The organism is Streptomyces bikiniensis, from assembly GCF_000716625.1.
Lineage (GTDB): Bacteria > Actinomycetota > Actinomycetes > Streptomycetales > Streptomycetaceae > Streptomyces > Streptomyces bikiniensis.
This window is the reverse complement of record NZ_JNXJ01000009.1, coordinates 1-25,628: the sequence shown is the minus strand read 5'-3', so window position 1 is coordinate 25,628 and position 25,628 is coordinate 1. Positions and strand designations below refer to the sequence as shown.

At 73.9% G+C, this 25,628-nt stretch carries 30 protein-coding genes; 19 read left to right on the top strand and 11 right to left on the bottom strand.

Annotated elements, in window-relative coordinates; genetic code table 11:
- Position 1 precedes the first annotated feature (1 nt).
- From pntB to OO47_RS09075, 3 genes are all read left to right on the top strand, one after another.
- Positions 2-1,420, top strand: a complete 1,419-nt coding sequence (gene pntB / locus OO47_RS09085) for a Re/Si-specific NAD(P)(+) transhydrogenase subunit beta (RefSeq protein ID WP_030215327.1) — start codon at positions 2-4, stop codon at positions 1,418-1,420.
- A gap of 109 nt (positions 1,421-1,529) precedes the next feature.
- A complete protein-coding gene (locus OO47_RS09080) occupies positions 1,530-2,177 on the top strand; it encodes a class I SAM-dependent methyltransferase (RefSeq protein WP_030215325.1) in 648 nt (215 codons plus the stop codon).
- A gap of 179 nt (positions 2,178-2,356) precedes the next feature.
- Positions 2,357-3,067, top strand: coding sequence for a hypothetical protein (locus tag OO47_RS09075; protein ID WP_030215323.1), 711 nt, complete (start codon positions 2,357-2,359; stop codon positions 3,065-3,067).
- Between the two features lie 21 nt (positions 3,068-3,088).
- On the opposite strand, the gene OO47_RS09070 is transcribed toward OO47_RS09075, so the two are convergent.
- The 3 genes from OO47_RS09070 to OO47_RS37210 form a co-directional block, all read right to left on the bottom strand.
- Positions 3,089-3,601 (bottom strand): DUF1360 domain-containing protein, encoded by a 513-nt coding sequence (locus tag OO47_RS09070; RefSeq protein WP_030215319.1) that lies wholly within the window; start codon positions 3,599-3,601, stop codon positions 3,089-3,091.
- Positions 3,602-3,662: 61 nt separating this feature from the next.
- Positions 3,663-4,523, bottom strand: coding sequence for a Rieske 2Fe-2S domain-containing protein (locus tag OO47_RS09065; protein ID WP_051716119.1), 861 nt, complete (start codon positions 4,521-4,523; stop codon positions 3,663-3,665).
- A 209-nt stretch (positions 4,524-4,732) separates the two neighbouring features.
- Positions 4,733-4,882 carry a hypothetical protein gene (locus OO47_RS37210; protein ID WP_167345340.1) on the bottom strand — a complete coding sequence of 50 codons (150 nt, stop codon included), beginning with the start codon at positions 4,880-4,882 and terminating at the stop codon, positions 4,733-4,735.
- A 188-nt stretch (positions 4,883-5,070) separates the two neighbouring features.
- On the opposite strand from OO47_RS37210, the gene OO47_RS09060 reads away from it, so the two are divergent.
- The 4 genes from OO47_RS09060 (at position 5,071) to OO47_RS09045 (ending at position 7,334) form a co-directional block, all read left to right on the top strand.
- Entirely contained in the window at positions 5,071-5,376 is a 306-nt protein-coding gene (locus OO47_RS09060) for a hypothetical protein (protein WP_030215315.1), read from the top strand.
- A 133-nt stretch (positions 5,377-5,509) separates the two neighbouring features.
- The gene (locus OO47_RS09055) at positions 5,510-6,253 is read left to right on the top strand and encodes a hypothetical protein (protein ID WP_051716106.1); all 744 of its coding nucleotides are present in this window, start codon (positions 5,510-5,512) and stop codon (positions 6,251-6,253) included.
- A 2-nt stretch (positions 6,254-6,255) separates the two neighbouring features.
- Positions 6,256-6,690 (top strand): phage holin family protein, encoded by a 435-nt coding sequence (locus OO47_RS09050; RefSeq protein WP_030215308.1) that lies wholly within the window; start codon positions 6,256-6,258, stop codon positions 6,688-6,690.
- Positions 6,666-7,334, top strand: a complete 669-nt coding sequence (locus OO47_RS09045) for a DUF3618 domain-containing protein (protein ID WP_030215306.1) — start codon at positions 6,666-6,668, stop codon at positions 7,332-7,334. The genes OO47_RS09050 and OO47_RS09045 overlap by 25 nt, the downstream gene beginning before the upstream one ends.
- A 105-nt stretch (positions 7,335-7,439) precedes the next feature.
- Here the strand turns inward: OO47_RS09045 and OO47_RS09040 are convergent, their stop codons facing one another.
- Both OO47_RS09040 and OO47_RS09035 read right to left on the bottom strand, forming a co-directional pair.
- Complete coding sequence (locus OO47_RS09040) at positions 7,440-7,667, bottom strand: DUF5133 domain-containing protein (protein WP_030215303.1); 228 nt, start codon at positions 7,665-7,667, stop codon at positions 7,440-7,442.
- Positions 7,668-7,833: 166 nt separating this feature from the next.
- Entirely contained in the window at positions 7,834-8,304 is a 471-nt protein-coding gene (locus tag OO47_RS09035; RefSeq protein WP_030215300.1) for an SPW repeat protein, read from the bottom strand.
- A gap of 308 nt (positions 8,305-8,612) precedes the next feature.
- Between OO47_RS09035 and ctaD the strand changes: the two genes are divergently transcribed.
- Positions 8,613-10,340, top strand: coding sequence for an aa3-type cytochrome oxidase subunit I (ctaD, locus tag OO47_RS09030; RefSeq protein ID WP_030215298.1), 1,728 nt, complete (start codon positions 8,613-8,615; stop codon positions 10,338-10,340).
- Positions 10,337-10,771 (top strand): hypothetical protein, encoded by a 435-nt coding sequence (locus OO47_RS09025; RefSeq protein ID WP_106969366.1) that lies wholly within the window; start codon positions 10,337-10,339, stop codon positions 10,769-10,771. The genes ctaD and OO47_RS09025 overlap by 4 nt, the downstream gene beginning before the upstream one ends.
- Here OO47_RS09025 and OO47_RS09020 read toward each other — a convergent pair.
- From OO47_RS09020 to rpmB, 5 genes are all read right to left on the bottom strand, one after another.
- The gene (locus OO47_RS09020) at positions 10,745-11,137 is read right to left on the bottom strand and encodes an SPW repeat domain-containing protein (RefSeq protein WP_158708644.1); all 393 of its coding nucleotides are present in this window, start codon (positions 11,135-11,137) and stop codon (positions 10,745-10,747) included. The genes OO47_RS09025 and OO47_RS09020 overlap by 27 nt on opposite strands.
- A 632-nt stretch (positions 11,138-11,769) precedes the next feature.
- Positions 11,770-12,429: a class I SAM-dependent methyltransferase gene (locus tag OO47_RS09015; protein WP_030215290.1), complete on the bottom strand. Its 660-nt coding sequence runs from the start codon at positions 12,427-12,429 to the stop codon at positions 11,770-11,772.
- 301 nt (positions 12,430-12,730) lie between these two features.
- Positions 12,731-12,901 carry a 50S ribosomal protein L32 gene (gene rpmF / locus OO47_RS09010; RefSeq protein ID WP_030215287.1) on the bottom strand — a complete coding sequence of 57 codons (171 nt, stop codon included), beginning with the start codon at positions 12,899-12,901 and terminating at the stop codon, positions 12,731-12,733.
- Between the two features lie 142 nt (positions 12,902-13,043).
- A complete protein-coding gene (rpsN, locus tag OO47_RS09005) occupies positions 13,044-13,349 on the bottom strand; it encodes a 30S ribosomal protein S14 (protein WP_030215284.1) in 306 nt (101 codons plus the stop codon).
- On the bottom strand, positions 13,349-13,585 hold the full coding sequence (rpmB, locus tag OO47_RS09000) for a 50S ribosomal protein L28 (protein ID WP_030215281.1): 237 nt from the start codon (positions 13,583-13,585) through the stop codon (positions 13,349-13,351). The genes rpsN and rpmB overlap by 1 nt, the downstream gene beginning before the upstream one ends.
- A gap of 77 nt (positions 13,586-13,662) precedes the next feature.
- Here rpmB and rpmG point away from each other — a divergent pair, with 77 nt between their 5' ends.
- The 4 genes from rpmG to rpsR are packed head-to-tail and all read left to right on the top strand — an operon-like array spanning position 13,663 to position 15,536.
- Entirely contained in the window at positions 13,663-13,827 is a 165-nt protein-coding gene (rpmG, locus tag OO47_RS08995; RefSeq protein ID WP_030215278.1) for a 50S ribosomal protein L33, read from the top strand.
- 37 nt (positions 13,828-13,864) lie between these two features.
- The gene (locus OO47_RS08990; RefSeq protein ID WP_030215275.1) at positions 13,865-14,110 is read left to right on the top strand and encodes a type B 50S ribosomal protein L31; all 246 of its coding nucleotides are present in this window, start codon (positions 13,865-13,867) and stop codon (positions 14,108-14,110) included.
- On the top strand, positions 14,110-15,261 hold the full coding sequence (locus OO47_RS08985) for a CobW family GTP-binding protein (RefSeq protein WP_030215272.1): 1,152 nt from the start codon (positions 14,110-14,112) through the stop codon (positions 15,259-15,261). Before OO47_RS08990 ends, OO47_RS08985 begins: the two co-directional genes overlap by 1 nt.
- Before the next feature lie 38 nt (positions 15,262-15,299).
- Positions 15,300-15,536, top strand: a complete 237-nt coding sequence (rpsR, locus tag OO47_RS08980; protein ID WP_030215264.1) for a 30S ribosomal protein S18 — start codon at positions 15,300-15,302, stop codon at positions 15,534-15,536.
- 58 nt (positions 15,537-15,594) lie between these two features.
- On the opposite strand, the gene OO47_RS08975 is transcribed toward rpsR, so the two are convergent.
- The gene (locus OO47_RS08975) at positions 15,595-16,158 is read right to left on the bottom strand and encodes a TetR/AcrR family transcriptional regulator (RefSeq protein WP_267883684.1); all 564 of its coding nucleotides are present in this window, start codon (positions 16,156-16,158) and stop codon (positions 15,595-15,597) included.
- Positions 16,159-16,430: 272 nt separating this feature from the next.
- Between OO47_RS08975 and OO47_RS08970 the strand changes: the two genes are divergently transcribed.
- The 6 genes from OO47_RS08970 to OO47_RS08945 all read left to right on the top strand — a co-directional run bounded on the left by OO47_RS08970 (position 16,431) and on the right by OO47_RS08945 (position 25,533).
- Entirely contained in the window at positions 16,431-19,049 is a 2,619-nt protein-coding gene (locus OO47_RS08970) for a beta-glucosidase family protein (RefSeq protein ID WP_078489547.1), read from the top strand.
- A 78-nt stretch (positions 19,050-19,127) separates the two neighbouring features.
- Entirely contained in the window at positions 19,128-20,996 is a 1,869-nt protein-coding gene (locus OO47_RS08965) for an RICIN domain-containing protein (RefSeq protein WP_030215254.1), read from the top strand.
- A 93-nt stretch (positions 20,997-21,089) separates the two neighbouring features.
- Positions 21,090-22,814 carry a serine/threonine-protein kinase gene (locus OO47_RS08960; RefSeq protein WP_030215252.1) on the top strand — a complete coding sequence of 575 codons (1,725 nt, stop codon included), beginning with the start codon at positions 21,090-21,092 and terminating at the stop codon, positions 22,812-22,814.
- Positions 22,811-23,419 (top strand): hypothetical protein, encoded by a 609-nt coding sequence (locus tag OO47_RS08955; RefSeq protein ID WP_234323109.1) that lies wholly within the window; start codon positions 22,811-22,813, stop codon positions 23,417-23,419. Before OO47_RS08960 ends, OO47_RS08955 begins: the two co-directional genes overlap by 4 nt.
- A 115-nt stretch (positions 23,420-23,534) precedes the next feature.
- Positions 23,535-23,876 (top strand): GNAT family N-acetyltransferase, encoded by a 342-nt coding sequence (locus OO47_RS08950; RefSeq protein ID WP_030215247.1) that lies wholly within the window; start codon positions 23,535-23,537, stop codon positions 23,874-23,876.
- A 247-nt stretch (positions 23,877-24,123) separates the two neighbouring features.
- Complete coding sequence (locus OO47_RS08945) at positions 24,124-25,533, top strand: family 2B encapsulin nanocompartment shell protein (RefSeq protein WP_030215245.1); 1,410 nt, start codon at positions 24,124-24,126, stop codon at positions 25,531-25,533.
- Positions 25,534-25,628 lie beyond the last annotated feature (95 nt).

The following is a 25,628-nucleotide window of genomic DNA, read 5'->3' as shown; positions in this document are numbered from 1 at the left end:
CATGTCTGCGACCATTGCCGCCCAGGCGGCCTACCTCGTTGCCGCGCTGCTGTTCATCCTCGCGCTGGCAGGACTCTCCAAGCACGAGACCGCGCGCCTCGGCAACGCCTTCGGCATGCTCGGCATGGGCGTCGCGCTCGTCGCGACCGTCGTGCTCGCGGTGGACGGCGACGTCAGCACCGCCGGCCTCGGGCTGATGGGCGTCGCGATGCTGGTCGGCGCGCTGATCGGACTCCAGCGGGCCCGCGGCGTCGAGATGACCGGCATGCCCGAACTCATCGCGCTGCTGCACTCCTTCGTCGGCCTGGCCGCCGTCCTGGTCAGCTGGAACGGCTTCCTGAACGTCGAGCACGACCCGGACGGCCACGAGGCGAAGGCCCTGGACGCCCTCGGCACCCTGGGCATCCACCACGCCGAGGTGTTCATCGGCCTGTTCATCGGTGCGGTGACCTTCACCGGCTCGATCGTGGCGTACCTGAAGCTCGCCGCGAAGATGGACTCCAAGCCGCTGGTGCTGCCCGGCAAGAACGCCCTGAACCTCGGCTCGCTCGCCCTGTTCGTCGCCCTGACGGTGTGGTTCGTCGTCACGCCGGAGCTGTGGCTCCTCATCGCCGTGACGGTCCTGGCCCTCGCCCTCGGCTGGCACCTGGTGGCCTCCATCGGCGGCGGCGACATGCCGGTCGTGGTCTCGATGCTCAACAGCTACTCCGGCTGGGCCGCGGCCGCCTCCGGCTTCCTGCTCGGCAACGACCTGCTCATCATCACCGGCGCGCTCGTCGGCTCGTCCGGCGCCTACCTGTCGTACATCATGTGCAAGGCGATGAACCGCTCCTTCTTCTCGGTCATCGCCGGCGGCTTCGGCATCGAAGCGCCCTCGGGCTCGGACGTCGACTACGGCGAGCACACCGAGATCACCGCCGAGAGCGCCGCCGAACTGCTCGGCTCGGCCCGCTCCGTGGTCATCACGCCCGGGTACGGCATGGCCGTCGCCCAGGCCCAGTACCCGGTCGCGGAACTCACCTCGAAGCTGCGCGCCAAGGGCGTCGACGTGCGGTTCGGCATCCACCCGGTCGCCGGCCGGCTGCCCGGCCACATGAACGTGCTCCTCGCCGAGGCCAAGGTGCCGTACGACATCGTCCTCGAAATGGACGAGATCAACGAGGACTTCGCCACGACCGACGTCGTCCTGGTGATCGGCGCCAACGACACGGTCAACCCGGCCGGGGCCGAGGACCCCAGCAGCCCGATCGCGGGCATGCCGGTCCTCACCGTCTGGGAGGCCGGCAAGGTCATCGTGTTCAAGCGCTCGATGGCCTCCGGGTACGCGGGCGTGCAGAACCCGCTCTTCTTCAAGGAGAACACCTCGATGCTCTTCGGCGACGCGAAGGCCCGGGTCGAGGACATCGTCGGCGCCCTCTGAGACGCGACGACGGACGAGGGCCTTCCGGCCCGGCACGGCGGACGGACGCCCGCGCAGGTCCGGAAGGCCCTCGTGCTCCACCGCCCCGCCCGGGAGTACTGTCGCGGACATGGTCGAACACGCTGCTCCCGGTACCGTCCGCGAGGCCTACGACGCCGTCGCCGCCACCTACGAGGAGATGTTCCGCGACAGCCTGCGGGACAGCCCCCTGGACCGCGCGGTGCTGGGCGTCTTCGCCGAGGTCGTACGCGCGGCCGGGGGCGGCCGGGTCGCGGACCTGGGCTGCGGGCCCGGCCACGTCACCGCCCACCTGGACGGCCTGGGCCTGTCGGCGTTCGGCGTCGACGCCTCTCCCGCCATGATCGGGCTGGCCCGGCGCGCCCACCCGCGCCTGCGGTTCGACGTGGGCTCGATGGACGCCCTCGACATCGCCGACGGCACGCTGGACGGCGTCCTCTCGCGCTGGTCCGTCATCCACCTCCCGCCGGACGAACTCCCTGCCGTCCTGGCGGAGTTCCACCGCGTACTGGCCCCCGGCGGCCACCTCCTGATCGCCTTCTCGGCGAGCGGGGGCCCGGCGCACCCGACGCAGGTCTTCGACCACGCGGTAGCACCGGCCTACCGGTGGTGGCCCGACCACCTCGCCGCGCTGCTGCGCGCGTGCGGACTCGCCGAGACGGCCCGGACGATCCGCGAGCCGGAACCCACCGACCGGCGGCAGTTCCAGGCGGTCCACCTGCTGGCCCGCAAGACCTGAGCGACGGAGTACCGCCGGGCGCGGTGCCGGCGCGGTCGCTCGTCCGTCCGCCGTCCGCGTCGAAGCCGTCCCCGGCCCGCCGGGAAGCGGTCCGGTCGATCGGCGCGATCCCGGGCAGACGACGGGAGTACCGGGCGGGCCCGCCCGCACCGCAGTCGGCACCAGGAACGGACAGCACCATGGACCTCCTCGACCAGATCGCCTTCCGTACGGCACGGACCGCCGCCCGCCGTCGCGGGGACCGGCCGGCCCTGCACCCCCGCGGGACGGTCCTCGCGGGACGCCTCGCCGTGTCCGGACACGGGGACCCCTGGGGCGTGCCGTGGCTCGACGCGCCCGGCTCCCACGGGGTGACGGCCCGTTGGTCCCGGGGCGCCGGACTGCCGCACCCGCTGCCGGACGGACTGGGCCTCGCGCTGCGGGTGGAGGACGCCGACGGGCCGGGCCGCCCCCTGGACCTGCTCCTCACGACCGGCGGCCGGGGCCGGTGGACCCGCCACGTACCGCTTCCCCGCACGTCCGCCACGGCCGGTCCGTACTCCAGCCTCCTGTCGTACGTCGTCGGCGGACGGCGGGGGGTGGTGGCCGCGTTCCCGGCACCCGGATCTCCCCGGATCCCCGCCGACCCGGCGACGGTGGGGGCCGCCGTCGCCGGGCGGCCCGTGGTGTTCCGGCTCTGCTTCGGGGCGGACGGAGCGGGCGCCGCCTGGCGGCCCCTGGCCCGGCTCACCCTGCACGGGGAGGCGCCCCCGACCCCTCCGGACGGCGGCGCGTTCGACCCCTACCTCAACTTCCTGCCCGGTTTCCGCCCCGTCGACCGCCTCCGGTCGCTGCGTCTCGCCGCGTACGCGGGATCACGGGCGGGACGGCACGCGGCGCCGCCTTCCTGACGGGCCCGCGCGGGGCCCGTCTCACTCGGCGTTCTTCTGCAACAGGCAGTCGTATCCGAGCTGCAGGGCGTCGGCGAGCGCCAGGGCGCTGAGGCCGCCGGTCACGGTCCATGTGGCGCGCGGCCACAGCAGGCGGGCGCCGGTGAAGGTGGCCGTCAGCCAGACGCTCAGGCAGAACGGGCAGGTGATCAGCTCGCCCACCGTGGACCTGACGGGCCCCCCGCGAGGGCTCTCGCTCACTTCCGCGGGACCGGTCGCCGACTCGTCACGCGTGAAGGGCGCCCGGAGGGGACTGGTGACGGACCCCTTGGCGAGCAGGCGGCTCAGCCGGAACACGGCCGCCGCCGTCAGCGGGAGGTCCCACGGGTCGTGGCGGTCGGGCGGCTTCGTCCCGTGCCTGCGGACCGCGGCGCCCCAGGCGGCCGTGTAGGCGCCGAACGCGACGACGGCCCCCAGGTGCCCGCCGAGCCGGCGGTCCTCCTGAGGCGAGTAGGCCCGGCCCAGGCCCCGGAACACTTCCTTGAGCTGGTGCACGCAACTGCCTTTCCTGTGTGCGACGGGCCGGCGGCGACGGTTTCCGCCGGGCCGCGGGACGTCACGCGCGGTCGGGGGAGGGAGCCGTCTCCGGGGCGCGCAGCCTCACTTCGAGGCGGCCGTCGGTGACGCGGGTGTCGAAGACGGGCTGGGGTGCGGTGGCCGGGCCGCGCACGTTCCAGCCGTCCTCCAGGCGGAAGACGCTGCCGTGCCAGGGGCAGCGCACGCAGCCGTCCTCGACCGTCCCCCGGGACAGGGGGCCGGCCGCGTGGCTGCACGAGTCCGCCATGACGTGTACGCGGTCCGCCTCCTCGCGCACGACCAGGACGGCCACGTCGCCGACGTGCCGCCGGACCGGCCGCCCGAGGGGGAGGTCGGCGACCTGTCCGATCCCGTGCCACCCGGGCTCGACAAGGTCCGGCACCGACGCGGCGCGGTTGACGCCGGAGCCCTGCCGGTAGGCCAGGTGGCCGCCGATCGCACCGCCGACGCCGACGGCGGTCAGCCCCGCGAACCCCAGGGCCTTGCCCCGGAGGGCGCGGCCTCGTGCCCGCGCGGCCAGGGAGGCCGTGTAGAGGCCCACTCCCGCGATGTTCGCCGCCGCGTGCACCAGCCCGACCCGCATCTGCCGGCGTCGCAGCTCGGCCCAGTCGACCCAGCCCGCCACGGCCGCGGGGGCCGCCGCCGCCAGTCCCACGCCGATGAGCACGCCCGCCGCCCGCCGCTGCCCCGGCAACGCGTCGAGCACCGCCGCCGAGAACCAGGCCCCGATCGGCACCTGGACCATCAGCGGATGGGCGGGGTGGCCCAGCCGGCGTCCGTGCAGCACGTCCCTCCCGCGACCCAGGGGAAGCGCCCTGACCACGCTGCCGAGCCGTTCGGCCGGGCCGTCGAGGGCGGTGGAGCGCTCCAGGCGGTCCATGGCCCGAAGGGCCCTGCCGGGGCCCGCGGCCGAGGGCAGGGCGCGCTTCAGCAGTCGCCGCACGGTCCCGCCCACAGCGGTGCGGTCACCGAAAACCGGGTCGTATGTCATGAATCCCCTATGACCTTCCACAAGGTGGTGAAACGGTTCATGATCCTCCTTCGGTGCGACGGACCGCGAGGGGTCGCCCCGGTGTCCGGACACCACCGCTAGGAGTTCTCGTCGTCGTCCGGCTCCCGCTCTCCCTCGGCCTGCGAGGGCGTGGTGCGCTCCGGCCCGGCGTCCCGGCCCTCCGTCCCCTCCGGACGGCTCTCCTCGGGGCGCTCTCCCTCGGCCTGCGACGGGGTGCTCTCCTGCATGGCGCTGTTCCCTTCCTCGGCGTGGCTCGTACGGCTTCGCGGCGGCCCGGTACGGGTGCCACGAGGGCGCGACTACCCACCGGGGCGCGGTTCACCGGCCGCGGGAGGACGTACGGGGGCGGGGCCCGGAGCCGGGGACGGGACCCGCCCCGCCACATGGGCCGCACCGACCGGGGTAGGGGCCGGGCATGGCCGACAAGAAGCGCTACGCGGTGGCCGCGTCGGGCAGCTGGACGGACGAGGAGGACGGGCGCCGTCTGCCCGCCGGCGAGGTCCACGCCTGGGAACAGGGCATGAACCAGACCGTCTGCGGACTCTCCTTGCACCGTTCACGGCTGACACGGCTGTCGCACATCGCCTGGACCGACGCGTTCCCCGAGTCCGGCGGCGCCGCCGACCGGGTGCGGCGGGTGTGCCCGCGCTGCGCGTCCGTCGCCGGGCGCCGCGGCCCCGACGCCCGCCCGCGGTGGCAGCGCGTGAACCCGCGCCCCTGACCGGGGCGGGAGCGCACCGAATGCTGAAAAGTCCTGATACTGCTTCGACATTCGGGCGTATGAGCGGACCGTAAGGGGGCAGATGCGGGATTCAGCAAGCAGACAGAACCCCTTCCAGCACTCAGGAGGAGCCTTGAGTGACTTCCAGGACTCGGACCGGCAGCACGAGAGCAGGGCGGCGGAAGTAGCGCGGACCGCCCAGGACAAGGCGGGAGACGGCGCTTCGCTGGTGGGCGGGAAGGCCGCGGAGGTGGGCGGCACGGCGAAGGAGCAGGCCGGCAACGTCGTCGGCGAAGCCGCGGCCCAGGCCAAGGACTTGGCGGGCGAACTGCGCGCCCAGCTGCAGGGCCAGGCCGAGACCCAGACCCAGCGCCTCGCGGAGAACGTACGGCGCCTGTCGCAAGAGCTGCGCGAACTGGGCGACAACGGCAAGCCCGACTCCACGATGGCCGACCTGGCCCGCCGGGCCGCCGACGGAGGCCACCAGGTGGCCTCCCACATGGAGAAGCGCGGCCCCGACGGCCTGGTGAGCGACCTGCAGAGCTTCGCCCGCCGGCGTCCGGGCGTCTTCCTCGCCGGCGCGGCGCTGGCCGGCTTCGTGGTGGCCCGTGCGGGCAAGAGCATCGGCGCGGCGTCCTCCGGCGGCACGGGCGGGGAGACCCGCTCTCCGGAACCGCGCGCCGGAACGTACGGTACGGAGCGGCCCCTCACGGCCCCCGACCCCCTGCCGCGCACCGCGCCGGGCACGTACGAGGACCCGCTCGACACCTACGGCCAGTCCCAGCCCCCGCACGTCACGCCGGCCCCGCCGAACCACCCGCCCGCGGGCGGCGGGCAGACGTACGGCGGCCCCTCGCGTCCGACAGGGGGGATCTGACCATGGCGCTCTCCTTCCAGGAGCGCCCCACCTCGGCGGCCGTGTCGCCGGGTGAGGCCCCCGAACCGTCGATCGGCGATCTGGTCAGCGAGATCGGTCAGGACTTGTCCCGCCTCGTCCGGGACGAGATCGAGCTGGCGAAGGCCGAGGTCAAGCAGGAGTCCGTCAAGGCGGGCAAGGCGGCGGGCATGCTCGGCGGAGCGGGCTACGCGGCCCACGTCGTGGCGCTGCTCGGCAGCCTGACCGTCGTCTTCGCCCTGGGTAACGTGATGAACCTGGCCTGGGCCGCACTGATCATCACCGTTCTGTGGGCGGTCGTGGGCGGCGTGCTCTACTCCGCCGGACGCAAGCGCCTGCGCACCGTCAACCTCAAGCCGGAACAGACCGTGGAGACCCTGAAGGAGGACGCCGAGTGGGCACGACACCCGACGAGCTGAGGAACGACGTGGAGGAACGGCGGGCCCATCTGGCCCGCAACGTCGACCGCCTGGCGGACCGGATCACCCCGGGCAGGGTCGCACGTCGCAAGGCCGATTCGATACGGAACCAGGTGAGCGGAGTGAAGGATCGCGTCATGGGCAGCGCACACGACTCGGCGCACGGGGCGTCCGAGGGCCTGAACCGGGCGGCGAGCAGCGTCGCGGACACGGCGCGGGAGGCGGGCGGCAACGTGAGCGAAGCGGTCCAGCAGGCTCCGGCCCAGGTGCGCCGGCAGACCCAGGGAAGCCCGCTGGCCGCCGGCCTGATCGCCTTCGGCGCGGGCATGCTCGCCTCGGCCCTCCTGCCGACCACCGAGGCGGAGGAACGCCTGGGGCAGCAGCTCAAGGAGCACTCCGACGAACTGCTGGAACCGGTGAAGCGGACGGCCGTGGACGCGGCCCAGGAGGTCCGGGAGGAGCTGCGCGGCCCCGCCGCGGACGCCGTCGAGTCGGTGAAGAGCACGGCCCAGGAGGCCGTCGGCACGACCAAGGAGCACGCGCGGGACGCGGGTCGGGAGACCGCCCAGGAACTGCGTCAGGTCGGCCGCGACGCCGCCGACGACATGAAGCACACCTCCGGCGGAGGACAGGCGGGACGCTGAGGACCGCGTCGCCGCACGGAACAGGGGCGGCTGCCGACCCGTGAGGTCGGCAGCCGCCCCTGTCGTCGGGGGAGCGGCGTCCGCGGCGCGGCGCGGTCGTCGCGGTCAGCCGACGAGCGCGAAGTCGATCTCGGAACGGGCGCGGGCCAGCTGGCGGCGGGAGGCGGCCAGGGCGGCGTCGATGTCGCGGGTGCCGGTGGACACGCACAGGGTGTAGGTGACGTCCTCGAGCTGTCGGCGCACCTCGGCCGAACCGTTCTCGGCGTACAGGGTCCGCAGCGTCGCGTACTGCTCGACGAGGTTCTCCAGCACCATCGGGTGGGCCATCAGCATCAGCCGTCTCCTTGCTCCGGTTACTCCGAACGGGGGTACCCCGTCCGCGCGTGTGCCCCGGACCGCACGACGGAAACCGTGCGGTCCGGGGCGTCTCGGAGCCGTGGGACGCTCGCGTCCGGGCCGGTGGGTCCGGCGCCGTGATCGCGTCCGCCCGTCGTCGGTGTCAGCGGTCTCCGGGCATCCCGCGGCGCCCGCGCGCGCCCGAGTCGCCGGCGTGGTCCCGGGCCGCGGAGGCGGCGGCGAGGGCGAGGAGGGCGGTGACGGCGCCGGTGACGAGGTTGCTGGTGATGGAGCGGGTGCGGGCGACGTCCCCGGCGACCACCCAGGGGGCGACACAGGTCCAGATGCCGATGGCGGCGGCGGCCCATGCCATGGAGTGGGTGCGTTCGTAGGAGTTGCCGAGGCCGCCGAGGAGCAGCATGTAGGCGATGCCGGCGATGAGGTTGGTGACGGCGAGGGTGGTGAAGCCGTTGAAGCCGGCTATCCACGGGGACGCGGCGAGGTAGAGACCGGTGACGAGGGCCAGGGCCTCGATCGTCTGGGCCCGCGGGGTCGCGGCGGCGCGGTCGTGCCGGGCGCGCAGTTCCATCAGGTCGGGGTGCTCTTCGACGGGGGCGCGATGGGTCGACGCCATGACGACCTCCAGAAGGACGGTGCCTGTCCTGCACTTACCCATAAGGATGGAATAAACCTCCCAAATGGGTCATTCTTCTCGTCTCGTCGACTGGTGTCGTCCCGGCGGGGTGCGCCGAGGGCGCGGCGAGTCGTCGTGTGCGCCCGCCGTACGGGTGTTTCTCGTCCGCCTCGACGCGAAAGCGCAGGTCACGATCCGGGTGATGAATCACTTTGGGTCGAGTGCCCGTATTTTTTCGTTCTGGTGGAAAAGTTGATCTACGGTCGCCCTGCCCGCGCGCTTTCCCCGAGCCCCCCGCAGGAGTTCCCATGGCCGTCACCACGGAGCCGCCCACCCTCGTGCCCGTGAAGGGGAGAGGACCCGGAAGGGTCGTCGTGGACTGGCTGACCACGACCGACCACAAGAAGATCGGGCACCTCTACCTGATCACGTCGTTCGTCTTCTTCCTGCTGGGGGGCCTGCTGGCGCTCGTGCTCCGGGCGGAGCTGGCGCGGCCGGGCCTGCAGATCGTCTCGCCCGAGCAGTACAACCAGGTGTTCACCCTGCACGGGACGGTGATGCTGCTGCTGTTCGCCACCCCCACGTTCGCCGGTTTCGCCAACGCGATCATGCCCCTGCAGATCGGCTCGCCCGATGTCGCCTTCCCCCGGCTGAACATGCTGTCGTACTGGCTCTTCCTCTTCGGCGGCCTGATCGCCTTCGCGGGGATCTTCACCCCCCAGGGCACGGCCGACTTCGGCTGGACCGCCTACACGCCCCTGAGCGGCGGGGAGCGCACGCCGTACGTCGGCGGTGACATGTGGATCATGGGCCTCGCGCTCGGAGGGTTCGGCACGATCCTGGGCGCGGTCAACTTCATCACCACGATCATCTGCATGCGCGCGCCGGGGATGACGATGTTCCGGATGCCGATCTTCACCTGGAACGTGCTGCTGACCTCGGTGCTCGTCCTGCTCGCCTTCCCCGTCCTCGCCGCGGCCCTGTTCGCCCTGGAGGCCGACCGGAAGTTCGGGGCGCACATCTACGATCCGGCCAACGGAGGGGCGCTGCTGTGGCAGCACCTCTTCTGGTTCTTCGGGCACCCGGAGGTCTACATCATCGCGCTGCCGTTCTTCGGCATCGTCAGCGAGATCCTGCCGGTCTTCTCCCGCAAGCCGCTCTTCGGCTACATCGGCCTGGTCGCCGCGACCATCGCCATCGCGGGCCTCTCGGTGACGGTGTGGGCCCACCACATGTTCGCCACCGGAGCGGTCCTGCTGCCGTTCTTCTCCTTCATGACCTTCCTGATCGCCGTCCCGACCGGAGTGAAGTTCTTCAACTGGATCGGCACGATGTGGAAGGGGTCGCTCTCCTTCGAGACCCCCATGCTCTGGTCGATCGGCTTCCTCGTCACCTTCCTGCTCGGCGGCCTGACCGGGATCATCCTCGCCTCGCCGCCGATGGACTTCCACGTCACGGACAGCTACTTCGTCGTCGCCCACTTCCACTACGTCGTCTTCGGCACGGTCGTCTTCGCGATGTTCGCCGGGTTCTACTTCTGGTGGCCCAAGATGACCGGCACGATGCTCGACGAACGCCTGGGCAAGGTCCACTTCTGGACCCTCTTCGTCGGTTTCCACGGCACGTTCCTCGTCCAGCACTGGCTGGGTGCCGAAGGCATGCCCCGGCGCTACGCCGACTACCTGTCGGCCGACGGCTTCACCGCCCTGAACACGATCTCCTCCATCGGCGCGTTCCTGCTGGGGGCGTCCACCCTGCCGTTCTTCTACAACGTCTGGAAGACCGCCAAGACCGCTCCCCGCGTCGCCGTCGACGACCCGTGGGGCTTCGGACGCTCCCTGGAGTGGGCCACCTCCTGCCCGCCGCCCCGGCACAACTTCGTCACCATCCCGCGCATCCGCTCCGAGTCCCCCGCCTTCGACCTCAACTATCCCGAGGTCGCGGCCCTCGACCAGGGCAAGGGGGGCAAGCGGGACGTGATCGACGACTCCGGCGCCGCCACCCACGACGGCCCCGACGCGGGCCGGAACGCATGACCGCGCGCGAACCCGGGGAGCCGCAGGCCCCCGCGAGCCGGGCCGGCGACGGCGCTCGCGGGGCGGTCGCGGACGACCGCGAGAGGCCGCGCGCCCTGACGGCGGAGGCGGCCGCGGGCATCGCCCGGCTGGAGGGATACCTGCTGGCGCGAAAGGTCGGGGCCGAGGCCACGGAGGCCGGTGCCGCCTTCGCCGACCGGTTTCCGTGGCTGGGTCCCCGGGAGCGGTCGGAGGTCGCCCGGGAGTTCGCGCGGGAACACCTCGCCGTACGGCGCCGCATGCTCCGGGACGCCGTGGCGCGTGCGGGCGAACTCCGCCGGGAGTACGACAACCGCTACGAGCGGCTCCGCCGCCGGCTGTTCGCCCTCGCGCTGGGCGCGGCCGGCGCGGCGACGGCCGTGCTGTCACTCGTGGTGAGAAGCGCCGGCTGACCCCTTCCGGCTCCCGCGGTCCGACCACCAGACCGCCGCGGACAGCAGGCTCAGGACGACCAGGACGCTACCGGCCACGATGCAGAGCATGCGGTCCGCCGTGTGGACGGCGGTGTCCTGGGCGTCCAGCACGAACGGCGAGGCGATCAGCCACGCGCCCGCGAGCCCCACCACCGCGTCGGACCACACGCCTCCGCCGCGGTACAGGCGCGCACCCGCGGCGAAGGCGACCACGAGCCCCACCACCAACTCGTTCACCTGGGCGTCCTTGGGGCCGTCGTGCGTGGCCATCGGGAAGAGCAGCACCACGACCGAGACGGCCAGCATCAACAGGCCCAGGATCTGGTCGTGCACCCCCTGACGCATTACGTGGTTCCGGTCCGGGACGTGCGGGGCCGTTCCCCGGTCGACTTGGATCGCCATGACGCTCATCTCCTCGGATGGGGTCACCCGCGACTACCCGACGGCTCGCGTCCCACTCTCCCGTGCGCGGCGTGAAAACCGCGAACCCGGAGAATCGGGCATGAAGGGGGCGAGAGCGCGCCCGCGAGGAGAACGGCGCGAACCCGTCCGGCCCGGACCGTCTCGAGATCGAACGGGCCCGCGGGCGCGCGACCTGGGAGGACCGGGTCCTGTGTGCGAGGGGCACCCGAATCCGGATCACCGCCCTGCCGGCCCGGTGTGCCGGCCACCCCGTCCTGCGGCGGCTCCTGCCGCCCGTCACGGGCACGCTGCTGCGGTTCGGGGAGTGGGCGGACCCGGCGGGACCAGCCCGTACCTCACCGGTGACACCTCGCTCTTCGAAGGACCGGACGGGATCCCCCGGCGTCGACCTCGCGGTCCTCCGCCTCGGCGGCACCACCGCGTGAACGCGTCACCGCCCCCGGCCCCGTGACCCACGCGCCGAAGACCCCCCGACCGCCCGGAGGAACCGGCTCCGGCGGGGCGGCGACGGGAGGAAGGTCCGGTCCGTGGAGGCCCGGAGGCGCACCGTGCCGTCAGGTGCCGTCCGCCGCGTCGTCCCGGTGCCGACGGCAGTGCAGGAACACGTGGGGTTCCGGTGCGGCGTCCGGGTGGGCGGGGGTGAACAGCACCTCCTCGCGCTCCAGCACGTCGAGCCCGGCCCCCTCGGCCACGGCGGCGAGGTCCGGCGTGCTGAAGCTGGTCACGCGTACGGGCTGCCCCATGAAGACGGCCTCCACGCCCTCCACGTCCAGCGGCACGGTGGCCAGGACCAGATGGCCGCCCGGCACCAGCGCCCGCGCCAGCCGCCGGACGACGTCCGCCTGTTCCCGCCGGTCCAGCTGGAGCAGGGAGAAGTACACGCAGACCGCGTCGAACGAGGCCTCGTCCAGCGGCAGTTCCCGGATGTCGGCGCACCGGAAGGAGGCGGCCGGCACCTGGCGGGACGCCAGCTCCACCATGACGGGGGAGACGTCGACGCCCAGCACCTCGTGACCGGCGTCCGCGAGCGTCTCGGCGGTGGGCCGGCCCGTGCCGCTGCCCACGTCGAGGACCCGGCTGCCCGGCGCGAGCCGCCCGAGCAGCCGCTCCAGCGAGCGCCGGTGCGCCTCGGAACCGGCGAACGCCTTCTCGTACGCCGCTCCCAGCGCGTCGAACACGACGGCGGCGGGCGGCCGTTGCTGTTCGTCGGTCACGAGGGTCCTTCCGGTCGGGTCGGGCGGATGCCGTCGCATCGTTCCACCGCCGGCAAGCCGCCCACAAGAGCGCTTGCGGGCGACCCCGGACCGCGAGCCCGGACCGTGAGCGCCGGGACGCCCGCGGCGCATGACCGGGCCGGACGGTGCCGTGGCTGCGACCACCGTCCGGCTCGGAGTCCTCGGGTCGCCGCCCCGACACGGGCCCGTGCTCGTGTTCGAGGGCGCGCGGCCGCGCGCGGCGGGCACGACGCGGGCGACGAGGCCGCGGTCCGCCGGCTCGTCGCCCGGGGTCACGCGCTCAGCCCCCGGGGCGGAGGAGGCCGCGCTCGTACGCCTTCACGAGGCGCTGGGGCACGTGGTGCACGCTGCCGTCGACCGTGACGGGCACGAGCTGCGGCGTGGTCGCCTTCCACCGGGCGCGGCGGTGGCGCGTGTTGCTGCGGGACGTCTTGCGCTTGGGGACGGCCATCGTGGACTCCAGGGGCGAGGGGGAGGGGGTGCGGGGAAGAGGTTAGATGAAAATGACTGCCGTTTTCAATTCAAGGCCTCACCCGTGCGTCCGGGCGGACCGGCCCGGGCGCGGGGATCCGCACCCGGGCCGGCCCCGGCGTCTACCAGGACGACTTGGTCACCCCGGGCAGGAAGCCCGCGTGCGCCTGCTGCCGGGTCCGTACGCGGGAGAGTCCGAACGTGCGCAGGTAGCCGCGGGGGCGCCCGTCGACGCTGTCGCGGTTGCGCACCCGGGTGGCGCTGGCGTCGCGCGGCTGGCGGCGCAGTTCGGCCCGTGCGGCCTCCCGCTCGGCCGGAGTGCTGGAGGGGCGGCGGATGATCTCCTTGAGCTCGGCCCGCCGGGCGGCGTACCGCGCGACGACCTCCTTGCGGTGCTCGTTCCGTGCGATCTTGCTCTTCTTCGCCATCAGACCTTCCCTCCCCGTGTCCGGATCCGGGCCACGGCCGCCTCGACGCCGATCGCGTCCACCGTCCTGATCGCCCTGGCGCTCAGGGTCAGGCGGACGTACCGCCCCTCGCCGGGCAGCCAGTAGCGCTTGCGCTGGATGTTCGGGTCGAAGCGGCGCGAGGTGCGCCGGTGCGAGTGGGAGATCGTGTTGCCGAATCCCGGCTTGGCGCCGGTCAGCTGGCAGTGGGCGGACATGGGTGGTTCACCTCTCGGGGGCGGGGTCGCGGACGGGGGGTTTTCGATAATGAAAACCGTTGTCATATACTAGCCCCATGGCGCGCAACGAACTCCGCCCGGTCGTCAGGCTCCGCTCCACCGCCGGCACCGGCTTCACCTACGTCACTCGCAAGAACCGCCGCAACGACCCCGACCGCATGATGCTGCGCAAGTACGACCCCGTCGCCCGCCGGCACGTCGACTTCCGCGAAGAGCGCTGACCCCGACCCGTCGCCCCACCGTCCGAAAGGCCCCGCCATGAAGCCCGGCATCCACCCCGCCTACGGCCCCGTCGTCTTCCGCGACTCCGCCTCCGGCACCGCCTTCCTCACCAGGTCCACCATGACCGGCGACAAGACGATCGACTGGGAGGACGGCAACACCTACCCGGTCGTCGACGTCGAGATCTCCTCGGCGAGCCACCCCTTCTACACGGGCACCGCCCGCGTCCTCGACACCGCCGGCCGCGTCGAGAAGTTCCAGCGCCGCTACGGAGCCCGCTGATGGGGCACGCGCGCGAACTCCCCGTCGTGATCGTCGCCGGGCTCCACGCGGACGCCCGCAAGGAGGTCGTCGACCGCCTCCTGCGGGACGTCCCGGGGAGCGTCGCGCTCCACCACGACCTCGCCTCGGCCCCCGACGGTACCGTCCTCCGCCTCGTCCGGGACGCCTCCGGAACCGTCTCGCACGGCGAGACCCCGCTGGTGAACGACTGCGCCTGCTGCGCGCTGCGCGAGGACCTCGTCCCCGAGCTGGAACGCCTGGCGGACGACGGCCTCACCCGGCTCGCGGTGGTCGAACTGTGGGACTCGGTCGAGCCGAGGGCCATGGCCGAGGTCGTCGCCGCCCACGGCGGGGGCCGCCTGGCCGTGACAGGTGTGATCACCGCCGTGGACCCCGCGCTCGTCCTGCCGTACCTCGCCAACGGCGACGACCTCGCCGAGGCCGGACTCGCCGCCGCCCCCACCGATCGGCGGACCGTCGGCGACACCTGGGCCCGCCAGCTGGAGTACGCCCCCGTCCTCGCCGTGGTCGACAGCGCCGAGGCCGACGACGAGGACCACGCCCTCCTCGCCCAGCTGCACCCCACCGCCCGCCGCGTGCGGGCCGCCTCGGCCGACCTCGCCCGGGCCGCGTTCGCGGGCTTCGACGTCGAGGCCGCCGCGGCCGCCCAGCACCCCGCCTGCGCGCTCCTGCCCCAGGACGCGGACGAGGCCGGCGTGACCACCTTCGTCTGGCACCGCCGGCGGCCCTTCCACCCCGAGCGCCTCTACGAGGCCCTGGAGGACCTGTGCTGCGCGGCGGCCCGCAGCCGCGGCCGGTTCTGGCTCGCCGACCGCCCGGACACCCTGCTCGCCTGGTACGCCGCAGGCGGGGCGCTGTGCGTGGAGAGCGCGGGCCCCTGGCTCGCCTCGCTGCCGGACGCGGCCTGGGAGACGGTCCCGCCCGTGCGCCGGGCGGCCGCCGCGCTCGACTGGCACACCGACCACGGCGACCGCTGCCAGCACCTCGTCTTCACCTCGCCCGGCCTCGACCGGGACGGCCTCGAACGGCTCCTCGACTCCTGCCTGCTGACCGACGCGGAGTACGCGTCGGGGCCGGAGACGTGGAAGCGCCTGCCCGCGGCCTTCGCCCCCCTTCTCGACGCCGCCTGACCCCGCCGCACGACACGCCCACCGAAGGAGAAGCCGCCGTGGCCCGACGCTCCGAGCCCCGCAAGCCCGCCAGGTCCCGCCCCAACCCGCTGGACGCGGCCGGGATCACGTACATCGACTACAAGGACACCGACCTGCTCCGCAGGTTCCTCTCCGACCGCGGCAAGATCCGCAGCCGCCGCGTCACCCGCGTGACCGCCCGGCAGCAGCGGGCCCTCGCCGCCGCGATCAAGAACGCCCGCGAGATGGCCCTCCTGCCGTACGCGAGCCGTTGACGCGGTACGCGAACCGCCGATGCCGTACGCGAGCCGCGTCGGAGCCGGCCGCGACCGCTCACCCCCCGGCGGGGAAGCGGTCCGGTGCGAGCGCGGTGAGCAGGGAGTCCAGGGCGAGCTCGGTCGACACGGCCATGTCGACCGAGCCGGGGTCGAGGAGCCACTGGACCTGGAGGCCGTCCATGACGGCGATGATCGCGTTCGCGGCCGGCTCGACCCGGGCGTCGTCCCCGGCGAGGCCGCCCGCCTCGCGCAGCGCGTCGGCCACGAAGGTCCGCAGCCCGGTGTAGCGGTCGCGGAAGTAGGTCTGCGCGGGGTGGTCCTCGGTGACGGACTCGGCCGAGAGCACCGCGTACAGGCGCACGATGCCCTCGCGCTCGGCGTTGCGGCGGGCGGTGTCCACGAGGTGGCGCAGGAACTCCGTCCCGCGCGGCCGGTCCGGCCCGAGCTGTTCGATGTCGGACTGGTCGCGGAGTTCGAGGACGCCGGTGAGCAGCTGGGCCTTGGTCCGGAAGTAGTGCAGGACCCCCGCCTGGGTGAGCCCGGCGCGGTCGGCGATCTCCTGGACCGGCGCGTTGTGGTAGCCGCGCGCGGCGAACGTGTCCATGGCGATGTGCAGGATGTCCTGCCGGCGCTGCTTGGCCTCCGCACTGCGGGGCGTACGGGGCGGGCGCGTCGTCTTACCTACCGGGTGGTTGCTCACGCGCGCCAGCATAGGTGCCGCGGGAAGCCGGGGGACCGGCTCCGAGGAGGCCTCGGGGCTGTGTGACCCCGCTACTTACTAAGTACTTAGCAGGTGTGCTTTCATGTGCCCGTCACCACGGCGGCACGCCGTCCTCGCCCCGGCGCGTCCTCGCCGTCCGGCACGCCGTCGCCACGGCCGGAGGGAACCCCATGTCTGCCCCGTCGCCCGCACCCCCCGCCCCTCCGGCCCGGCCGGAGGCGGCGGACGAGAGCCGCTGGGCCGCGCTGATCGAGGCCCTGGACACGGCGGCCAAGGTGCGGCTGCTGACCGGGGCGAGCCTGTGGGCCCTGCACGGCGAACCGAGGCTCGGACTCCACCCCGTGGTCACCTCCGACGGACCCCAGGGCGTACGCGGCACCGGCGAGGTGCCCGGCGAGACGGGCCTCCTCGCCCCGGCCCCGAGCGCCACCGGCGCCACCTGGGACGTCGAACTGGCCGAGCGCCTGGGCCGCTTCTTCGCCGCCGAGGCCCGCCGCAAGAACGTGGACGTCGTCCTGGCCCCGCTGGTCAACCTCCAGCGCACCCCGGTCGCCGGCCGCCACTTCGAATGCCTCTCCGAGGACCCCCTGCTCTCCGGCGCGCTCGGCGCCGCGATCGTGCGGGGCCTCCAGGACGAGGGCGTCGCCGCCTGCCTGAAGCACTTCGTCGCGAACGACTCCGAGACGGACCGGACCCGCTACCGCGCCAGGATCGACCCCCGCACGCTCCGCGAGGTCTACCTCGCCCCGTTCGAGCGCGTCCTCGCCGAAGCCGGGCCGTGGAGCGTGATGGGCGCGTACTCGGGCCTGGACGACGGGACCGAGTCGGCGCCGGTCCTCGAACACCGGCGGATCCTCCGGGGCGTACTGAAGGACGAGTGGGGCTACGACGGCGCGGTGATCAGCGACTGGGCCGCCGCCCGGACGACCGCGGCCACCGCCGTCGCCGGCCTCGACCTGGTGATGCCGGGCCCCGAAGGACCCTGGGGCGACGCCCTCGTCCGGGCGGTCCACCGCGGCGAGGTGGACGAGGCGGTCGTGGACGACAAGGTCCTGCGGCTGATGCGGCTCGCCGCCCGGGTCGGCAAGCTGACCGAGCCCTGGACCCCCGGCGAGCAGCCCCCGCCGCTGCCGGCCGCGCCCGCGCCCGCACCGGTCGGCGAGGCGGACTTCGCCGCGCTGCGCGAGGTCCTCACCCGGGGCACCGTCCTGCTGCGCGACGAACGGGCCCTGCTGCCCCTGGACCCGGGCCGGCTGAGCCGCGTGGCGCTGATCGGACCGAACGCCGTCGAGCCGTACCTCCAGGGCGGCGGCAGCGCCCACGTCCCCGCCGTCCGCACGGTGGGATACGCCGAGGGGCTGCGGGCCGCCCTGCCGGAGGGGGTCGGACTGACCGTGCACCGGGGCGGCTCGTCCCGGCGGCACGCCCCCTTCGTCGACCCCGCGCGCCTCACCGGCATGCGCGCCGCGTACTTCTCCGAGGACGGCGCGCCGCTGGGCGAGGAGGTCCGCCGCACCGGCGACTGGGGGGCCTCCGGCGTCCCGGACGGGGCCGCCGACGTGGTCCTCACCGGCCGGATCACCCTCGCCGAACCGGGCGAACACCTCCTGGAGTTCGGCTGCGCCGGGCGCTTCACGGTCGCCCTCGACGGCACCCCGGTCCACGCCGGCGAGGACGACCGGGGCGTCGAACTGGTCCTGGACTCCGGCCACCACCACCCGGAGACCCACCGCCGCACCGTGCGCGTGGGCGCCGACCCGGTCCACCTGGACCTGCGGATCGACCTCCGGGTCGTCGACGCCGACGGCTACGGCCGCTTCGTCACCGCCCACGTGCGCCACCTGCCGCCCGGCCCGGGCGTCGAGGACGAGATCGCCGAGGCCGTCGCGGCGGCCCGCGCGGCCGACGCCGCCGTGGTGGTCGTCGGGACCAACGAGGAGGTGGAGTCCGAGGGCTGGGACCGCCCCGACCTGGAGCTGACCCCGCAGCAGCACCGGCTCGTACGCGCGGTGGCCGCAGTCAACCCCCGTACCGTGGTGGTGGTCAACGCCGGCGCCCCGGTCCTGCTGCCCTGGGCCCGGGAGGTGCCCGCCCTGCTCTGGGCGTGGCTGCCCGGCCAGGAGGCGGGGCACGCCCTCGCCGACGTCCTGTTCGGCCGCGCCGAACCCTCCGGCCGCCTGCCGTGGACCCTGCCCGCCCGCACCGAGGACGTCCCCGTCCCCGATGCCGTCCCCGTCGACGGCGTCCTCGACTACCGCGAGGGGCTCCACATCGGCCACCGGGGCCACGACCGCGCCGGTACCGAGCCCGCCTTCCCCTTCGGCCACGGACTCGGCTGGACCACCTGGTCCTACGACCGCGTCGAGGTCCACGAACCGTCCGACCCCGCCCCAGCCCCCTCCGACCCCGTCCCCGCCGACCCCGCCCCCGTCCCCGCCGACCCCGCCCCCGTCCTCGCGGACGGCGACGGCCCCCGGATCGCCGTGACCCTCACCAACACCGGCCCCCGGACCGGGCGGGAGGTCGTCCAGGCGTACCTGGACGCCCCCGACGGAGCGCCCGGCGACCCCGTCCGCGTCCTGGCGGGCTTCGCCGTCGCCGAGGTGCCCGCGGGCGGCACCGCGACGGTCGTCCTCACCCTGCCCCGGCGGGTCTTCCAGTCCTGGGACGAGGAGCACCGGTGCTGGCGCACGCCGGCCGGACGCCGCCGCCTGCGCGTCGGCCGCTCCAGCCGGGACCTGCGCCTGACGCTCGACCTCGCCCCCGATTGCATCCCCGATCTCGGCTGAGACCCGCCCCACCCCACGGTTCGCACGGACGCACCACCCCCACGTGTCAGGTCATCCCCACCGAAGGAGAGCCGCACCGTGTCCCACCGAACGACCGCACGGGCCCGCGCCGCGGGCGCCGCACTCGTCCTCGCCGTCGCGTGCCTCGGCGCCGCCGGCACCGGCAGCGCCCAGGCCGCCGACCCCACCGCCCAGGTCTGGGTCACCACCCCGGACGGGTCCAGGAAACTCGCCGCCGAGACCGTCCCCTTCACCGGCACGGTCCAGCCCGTCGACATCCGCGTCGACGCCGGCAGCCGGGGGCAGAGGTTCACCGGCGCCGGCGCCTCGGTCACCGAGGCGTCCGCCCACCTCGTCCAGGGCCTGCCCGCCGGCACGCGGGCCGAGCTGATGAAGTCGCTGTTCTCCCCGAGCGAGGGCATCGGACTGAACTACCTGCGCCAGCCGCTGGGCAGCACCGACTTCAACTCCGGCGGCTTTTACACGTACGAGGACACCAAGGGCTCGTTCTCCGTCGCCCGCGACCAGGAGAAGATCATTCCCGTCGTCAAGCAGGCGCTCGCCCTCAACCCCTCGATCCGGTTCATGGGCTCCCCCTGGTCGCCGCCCGCCTGGATGAAGACCGGCAACTCCCTCCACGGCGGCAGTCTGCGGACCGACCAGTACCAGGCGTACGCCGACTACCTGGTCAAGGCGGTCGAGGCGTACGGGCAGCAGGGCATCACCCTCACCGACCTCACGGTCCAGAACGAGCCCGAGTTCGCCACCAGTTACCCGTCCATGGCGATGACCCCGGCCGAACAGGCCGCCTTCCTGAAGGTCCTCGACCGGACCCTCACCGCCAACGGACTGCCGACCAACGTCCTCGCCTACGACCACAACTGGGACCACCCGAACTACCCGCTGGAGGTCTTCGCCGCCACCCAGGGCGTCCAGCGGATCATCGGGGCGGCCTTCCACTGCTACGGCGGCCAACCCTCCGCGCAGCAGCAGATCGTCAACGCCGGGAAGCGCGTCTTCTTCACCGAGTGCTCCGGCACCGACAGCGCGAACACGGCCACCACCTTCGCCGACACCCTCCGGTGGCACGCCGAGAACCTCGTCGTGCAGAACATGCGCAACGGCGGCGAGACCGTCGTCAACTGGAACCTCGCCCTCGACCGGAACGGCGGCCCCCACCAGGGCCACTGCGCCACCCGCTGCAACGGCGTCGTGGAGATCGCGGACGGCGTCGTCACCCGCAACGCCGAGTACTACGTCCTCGGCCACGTCACCAAGTTCGTCAAGCCCGGCGCCACCCGCGTCGGCTCCACCAGCCAGGGCGCCGGAGGCGTGCAGAACGTCGCCTTCCAGAACCCGGACGGCTCCTTCGCCGCCTACGTCGTCAACACCGCGAGCGGCGCGCAGCGCTTCTCCCTGACCGAGGGCGGCAGGACCCTCGCGTACACCCTCCCGGCCGGCGCCGTGGCGACCGTCGTCTGGACCGGCGCCGGCAGCGCCCCCGGCGGTCCGATCGACCCGGCCGCCTGGTACCGCGTCGCCAACGCCCACAGCGGCGCCTGCTTGGACGCCGCCGACTGGGGTACGGCGGACGGGACCGCCCTCCAGCAGTGGGGCTGCACCACGGGCGCCAACCAGAAGTGGCAGTTCCGCCCCACGGGCGACGGCCACTACCAGGTCGTCAACCAGTACAACTCCCGCGTCTGGGACGTCGACGGCGGCCCCGGCGCCACCGCCGCCGGCACCAGGGTCCACCTGTGGGGCTACGGGGGCGGCACCAACCAGCAGTGGCGCCCCGAGGCCGTCGGCACCGCCGGCCGGTACCGCTTCGTCGCCCGCCACAGCGCCCAGTGCCTCACCGTCGACAACGCCTCGACCGCCGACGGGGCCCGGCTCTCCCAGCGGCCCTGCGACGGATCACCGGCCCAGGCGTTCACCCTGACGTGACCTCCTCCCGCTCTTCCCCGTCCCCGGAACCGGCCGTGGCGAGAATCTGTCCCTGTGGGGGGAGGAACGCCGAGGCGCCGGGAGGGGACGGGGATGAGCGCATGGGTGGTCCCGGGATACACGGAGACCCGGGAGCTGGGGGCGGGCGCCAGTGGCCGCGTGGTGCTGGCCGTCCACGACGCGACCGGCACGCCGGTGGCCGTGAAGTACCTGGGGGAGCGGCTCCGTTCGGACGAGGCGTTCGTACGCGGCTTCCGGGCCGAGGCCCGGCTGCTCGGCGCCCTGGACAGTCCGTACGTCGTGGGGTTCCACGAGTACGTCGAGGCGCCCCCGGGCGCGGCCATCGTGATGGAGCTGGTGGACGGCGTCGCGCTGCGCGCCCTCCTCGCCCGGGAGGGCGCGACCGGCCCCGAGGCCGCCCTCGTGGTGCTCAAGGGCTCGCTCCTGGGCCTCGCCGCCGCCCACCGGGCGGGCGTCGTGCACCGCGACTACAAGCCCGAGAACGTCCTGGTCGCCGCCGACGGCTCGTCCGTACTGGTCGACTTCGGGATCGCGACCGGACACGACAGCAGACCCGGCGTCGCGGGGACGCCCGCCTACATGGCGCCCGAGCAGTGGAGCGGCGCCCCCGCCTCCCCGGCGGCCGACGTCTACGCGGCCACCGCGACCTTCTTCGAGTGCCTGACCGGGCACAAGCCCTTCGCGGGCGGCAACTTCGCCGAACTCGCCCTCCAGCACCTGGAGGCCCCCGTCCCCGACGGACAGGCTCCGGAGCCGCTGCGCCCGCTCATCCGCCGGGGCCTCGCCAAGGCCCCGCACGAACGGCCGGAGAACGCCGCCGCGTTCGTCGACGAGCTGGAGGCGGTCGCCACGGCCGCGTACGGCCCGGACTGGGAGGAGCAGGGCCGCGGCCGCCTCGCGGCCCTCGCCGCCCTCCTGCCGCTGCTCTTCCCCTCCTCCGGCGGTACGGCCCAGGGCGCGACCGCCCTCGCCACGACCACGCTGCCCCGGCCGCCCGCCCCGCGCCTCCGGCGCCGGTTCCCCCGCGGACTGCCCGCCGGGGCGGCCGCGCTCGTCCTGGCGCTGCTGCTCGCCCTCGCCGCGCGGGCCGGGGGAGAGGAGCCGGACGGGGACCGGGCCGCGCAGGCCTTCGCGACGACGGACACGGCGGCGACCGCGCTCCCGCCGGACCCGGGCGCGCCCTCCCCCTCCTCGGTACCCCCGCCCGCGGTCACCCCGACACCGACCGCGACGGTGACGGGCCCGGGGCCCTCCGCCCCGTCGGACACCCCCACCCCGACGGACAACAGCCCGACGGACGACACCCCCACGGACGACACCCCCACGGACGACACCCCCACGGACGACACGCCGACCGCGACGCCCACCCCGACGGCTCCGGCCACGGAACCCCCGTCGGCCCCGCCGACCACGACTCCGCCCACCGCCCCGCCGACCATGCCTCCGACGACGGAACCCCCGACGACGCCCCCCGTCTCCGTGACCTCCGTCTCCGTCACGGGTCTGCGGCAGACCGGGACCACGACCGCCGAGGCCACCGTCGAGATCACGACGGACGGCACGGGCCCGGTGACGCTCCTCGTCGAGTGGTCCACCGGCGACCGGAAGGGGGCGCCGGGCACGCCGGACGGCTCCGGGACCTTCCGGCGCGCGGGCGACACCCGGTACACCCTCACGCTCCCGCACGCCTTCCGGGGCACCGGCTGCTACTGGGGAGCGCGCGCGACCACCGACCCGGCCGCCGCGAACGCCGGTTCCCTCCAGCAGGTCCTCGTCCGACGGTGCGTGGTCTCGTGAACGACGACGGCTACAGCGCCACCGAACTCGGCAGCCACTGGTTCGAACGCCCGGAGCCGGACCCGGCGCCCGACCGACGGGAGGGCGAGGTCCTGCGCTTCGGGCCGGGAGTGACCGCGGCCGCCGCCCGGCGCGCCGGGAACACCCCCACCGCCGTCCAGATCTGGCACGGCACCCTGCCCGGCACCCCGCCGTCGCCTCCGGCCCGCCCCCGGCGGCGGCTCCGCCGCCACGCGCCCGCCGCGCTGGTCCTGGCCGCCGTCCTGGTCTTCCTCGCCTGGCGGGAGTACGGCCCCCGGGCGGCGGTCCGGGACGTCGCGGTCACCGCCCCCGGGAGCCCGCTCGGCTGCGACGGCACGGCGGACGTCGTGGGCGTCGTGCGCACCGACGGGCGGCCCGGCACCTTGACGTACCACTGGGAACGCAGCGACGGGACCCGGTCCGCGCCCCTGCGCGAGACCCTGGTCCGGGGACAGGAGGAGGCCCGGCTCCACCTCCTCTGGACCTTCCACGGACCCGGCACCCACCGGGCCGCGGCGCGCCTGGTGATCACGTCGCCCACCCCCCGCACGGCCGAGGGGACCTTCACGTACCGCTGCGGGTGAGCGGACCGCCGCCGAGGCCCCGTCACGGCCGCGCGGATATCGTCGGGCGTGCGAGGCGCGAGCGATCGATTCCGGCCGCCTCCCCGTTCCCTCCCGTCACCCGAAAGGCACCACCGTGACCCAGCAGGCCTCCGCCCCCGACGTGCGCCGGGTGGACTCCCGGCACCGCTACGAGATCCTCGTCGACGGCGAGCGCGCCGGTCTGACGGCCTACCGCGACCGCGACGACCGGCGGGTCTTCTTCCACACCGAGGTGGACGACGCCTACGCGGGCCGGGGCCTGGCCGGCATCCTCGTCGAACGGGCCCTCGCCGACGTACGGGCCTCCGGCATGCGGATCGTGCCCGTCTGCCCGTACGTGGCGAAGTTCCTGGAGAAGCACGGCGAGTTCGCCGACATCACCGACCCGGTGACCCCCGAGGTCCGCCAGTGGCTGGACGCCCGGCTGGGACGCTGATCCCGGCCGTTGGCCGACACGCGAACAGATGGCGCGAAAACCTATGTTCGGGCGGATAAACCACGTTCGGATCAAGATCACTGCATGGAGGTAAAGACCCCGTTCCCATGAGGCGGGTCGGGTGCGACGGCCGTTACTGTTCCCCGGGATCCGGGCGGATTGCCGGATCTTCGCACCCTGTTTCTCCTTTCGGCGGTGTGACGCGCGCAGGCGCCGTCCACCGCCTTCGTGGAAGAGAGCTCGCCCGATGACCGTTGACGACCGCCCGGACGTACGGCTTGAGCCGCCCCGGCAGTCCAGTCTGAGCACCGCGGCCGCCCGCAAGCTCGCCCACACGGCCAAGTCCGTCCCGCAGATGCAGGAGATCACCTCCCGCTGGCTGCTGCGGATGCTCCCCTGGGTGGAGACCAAGGGCGGCGCCTACCGGGTGAACCGCCGGCTCAGCCACACCGTCGGCGACGGGCGCGTCGAGTTCGTCCAGGACGGCGCCCGCGTCCGGGTCGTCCCGCGCGAGCTGGGCGAACTGGCCCTGCTCCGCGGCTTCGAGGACGAGGAGGTGCTGACCGCCCTCGCCGCCCGCTGCGTCCAGCGCGACTTCCGCGCCGGAGAGGTGCTGGTCCGGCGCGGCGACCCCGCCGAGGGCATCCACCTGATCGCCCACGGCCGGATCAACCAGACCACCCCCGGCAAGTACGGCGGCGAGGACGCCGTCGCCGTCCTCGCCGACGGCGACCACTTCGGCGAGCCCGCCCTCCTCGACGCCGGCGCCGCCTGGGACCGCACCGCCACCGCCGAGACCCCCGGCACCCTGCTCACCCTCTCCCGCGCCGACTTCGCCGCCGTCCTGGCCTCCGCCCCCGGACTCCAGGACCACGTGCGGGAGTTCGGCTCCCGGACGGTCCGGCCGCAGAACAAGTACGGCGAGGCCGCCATCCCGATGTCGTCCGGCCACAAGGGCGAGGTCGCCCTGCCCGGCGCCTTCGTCGACTACGAGCTCGCGCCCCGCGAGTACGAACTCTCCGTGGCCCAGACCGTCCTCAAGGTCCACACCCGCGTCGCCGACCTCTACAACGGCCCGATGAACCAGACGGAGGAGCAGCTCAGGCTCACCGTCGAGGCGCTGCGCGAGCGCCAGGAGTACGAGCTGATCAACAACCGGGAGTTCGGCCTGCTCCACAACGCCGACTTCAAGCAGCGGATCCAGCCGCACTCCGGTCCGCCCACCCCGGACGACCTCGACGAACTGCTCTGCCGCCGCCGGGGCACCAAGCTCTTCCTCGCCCACCCTCGGACGATCGCGGCGATCGGGCGCGAACTCAACGCCCGGCGGATCTACCCGGACCACGTCGACCTCGACGGACAGCGGGTCCAGACCTGGCGCGGCGTCCCGATCCTGCCCTGCGACAAGATCCCCATCACCCCGGAGAACACCAGCTCGATCCTCGCCATGCGCCTCGGCGAGGACAACCAGGGCGTCGTCGGCCTGCGGCAGACCGGCCTGGCGGAGGAGTACGAACCGGGCGTCTCGGTCCGCTTCATGGGCATCGACGAGAAGTCGATCATCTCCTACCTGGTCACCACCTACTACTCCGCCGCCGTCCTGGTGCCCAACGCGCTCGGCGTTCTGGAGAACGTGGAGATCGCCCGCAGGCGCTAGGGCGTGTGTCGAAAGTCCCGCCTGCCCGGCGGCGCCCGGCACGCACGCTCGCCGCGTTGTCGGGATCACCCCGATACATCCAGTATCGGGGCGAC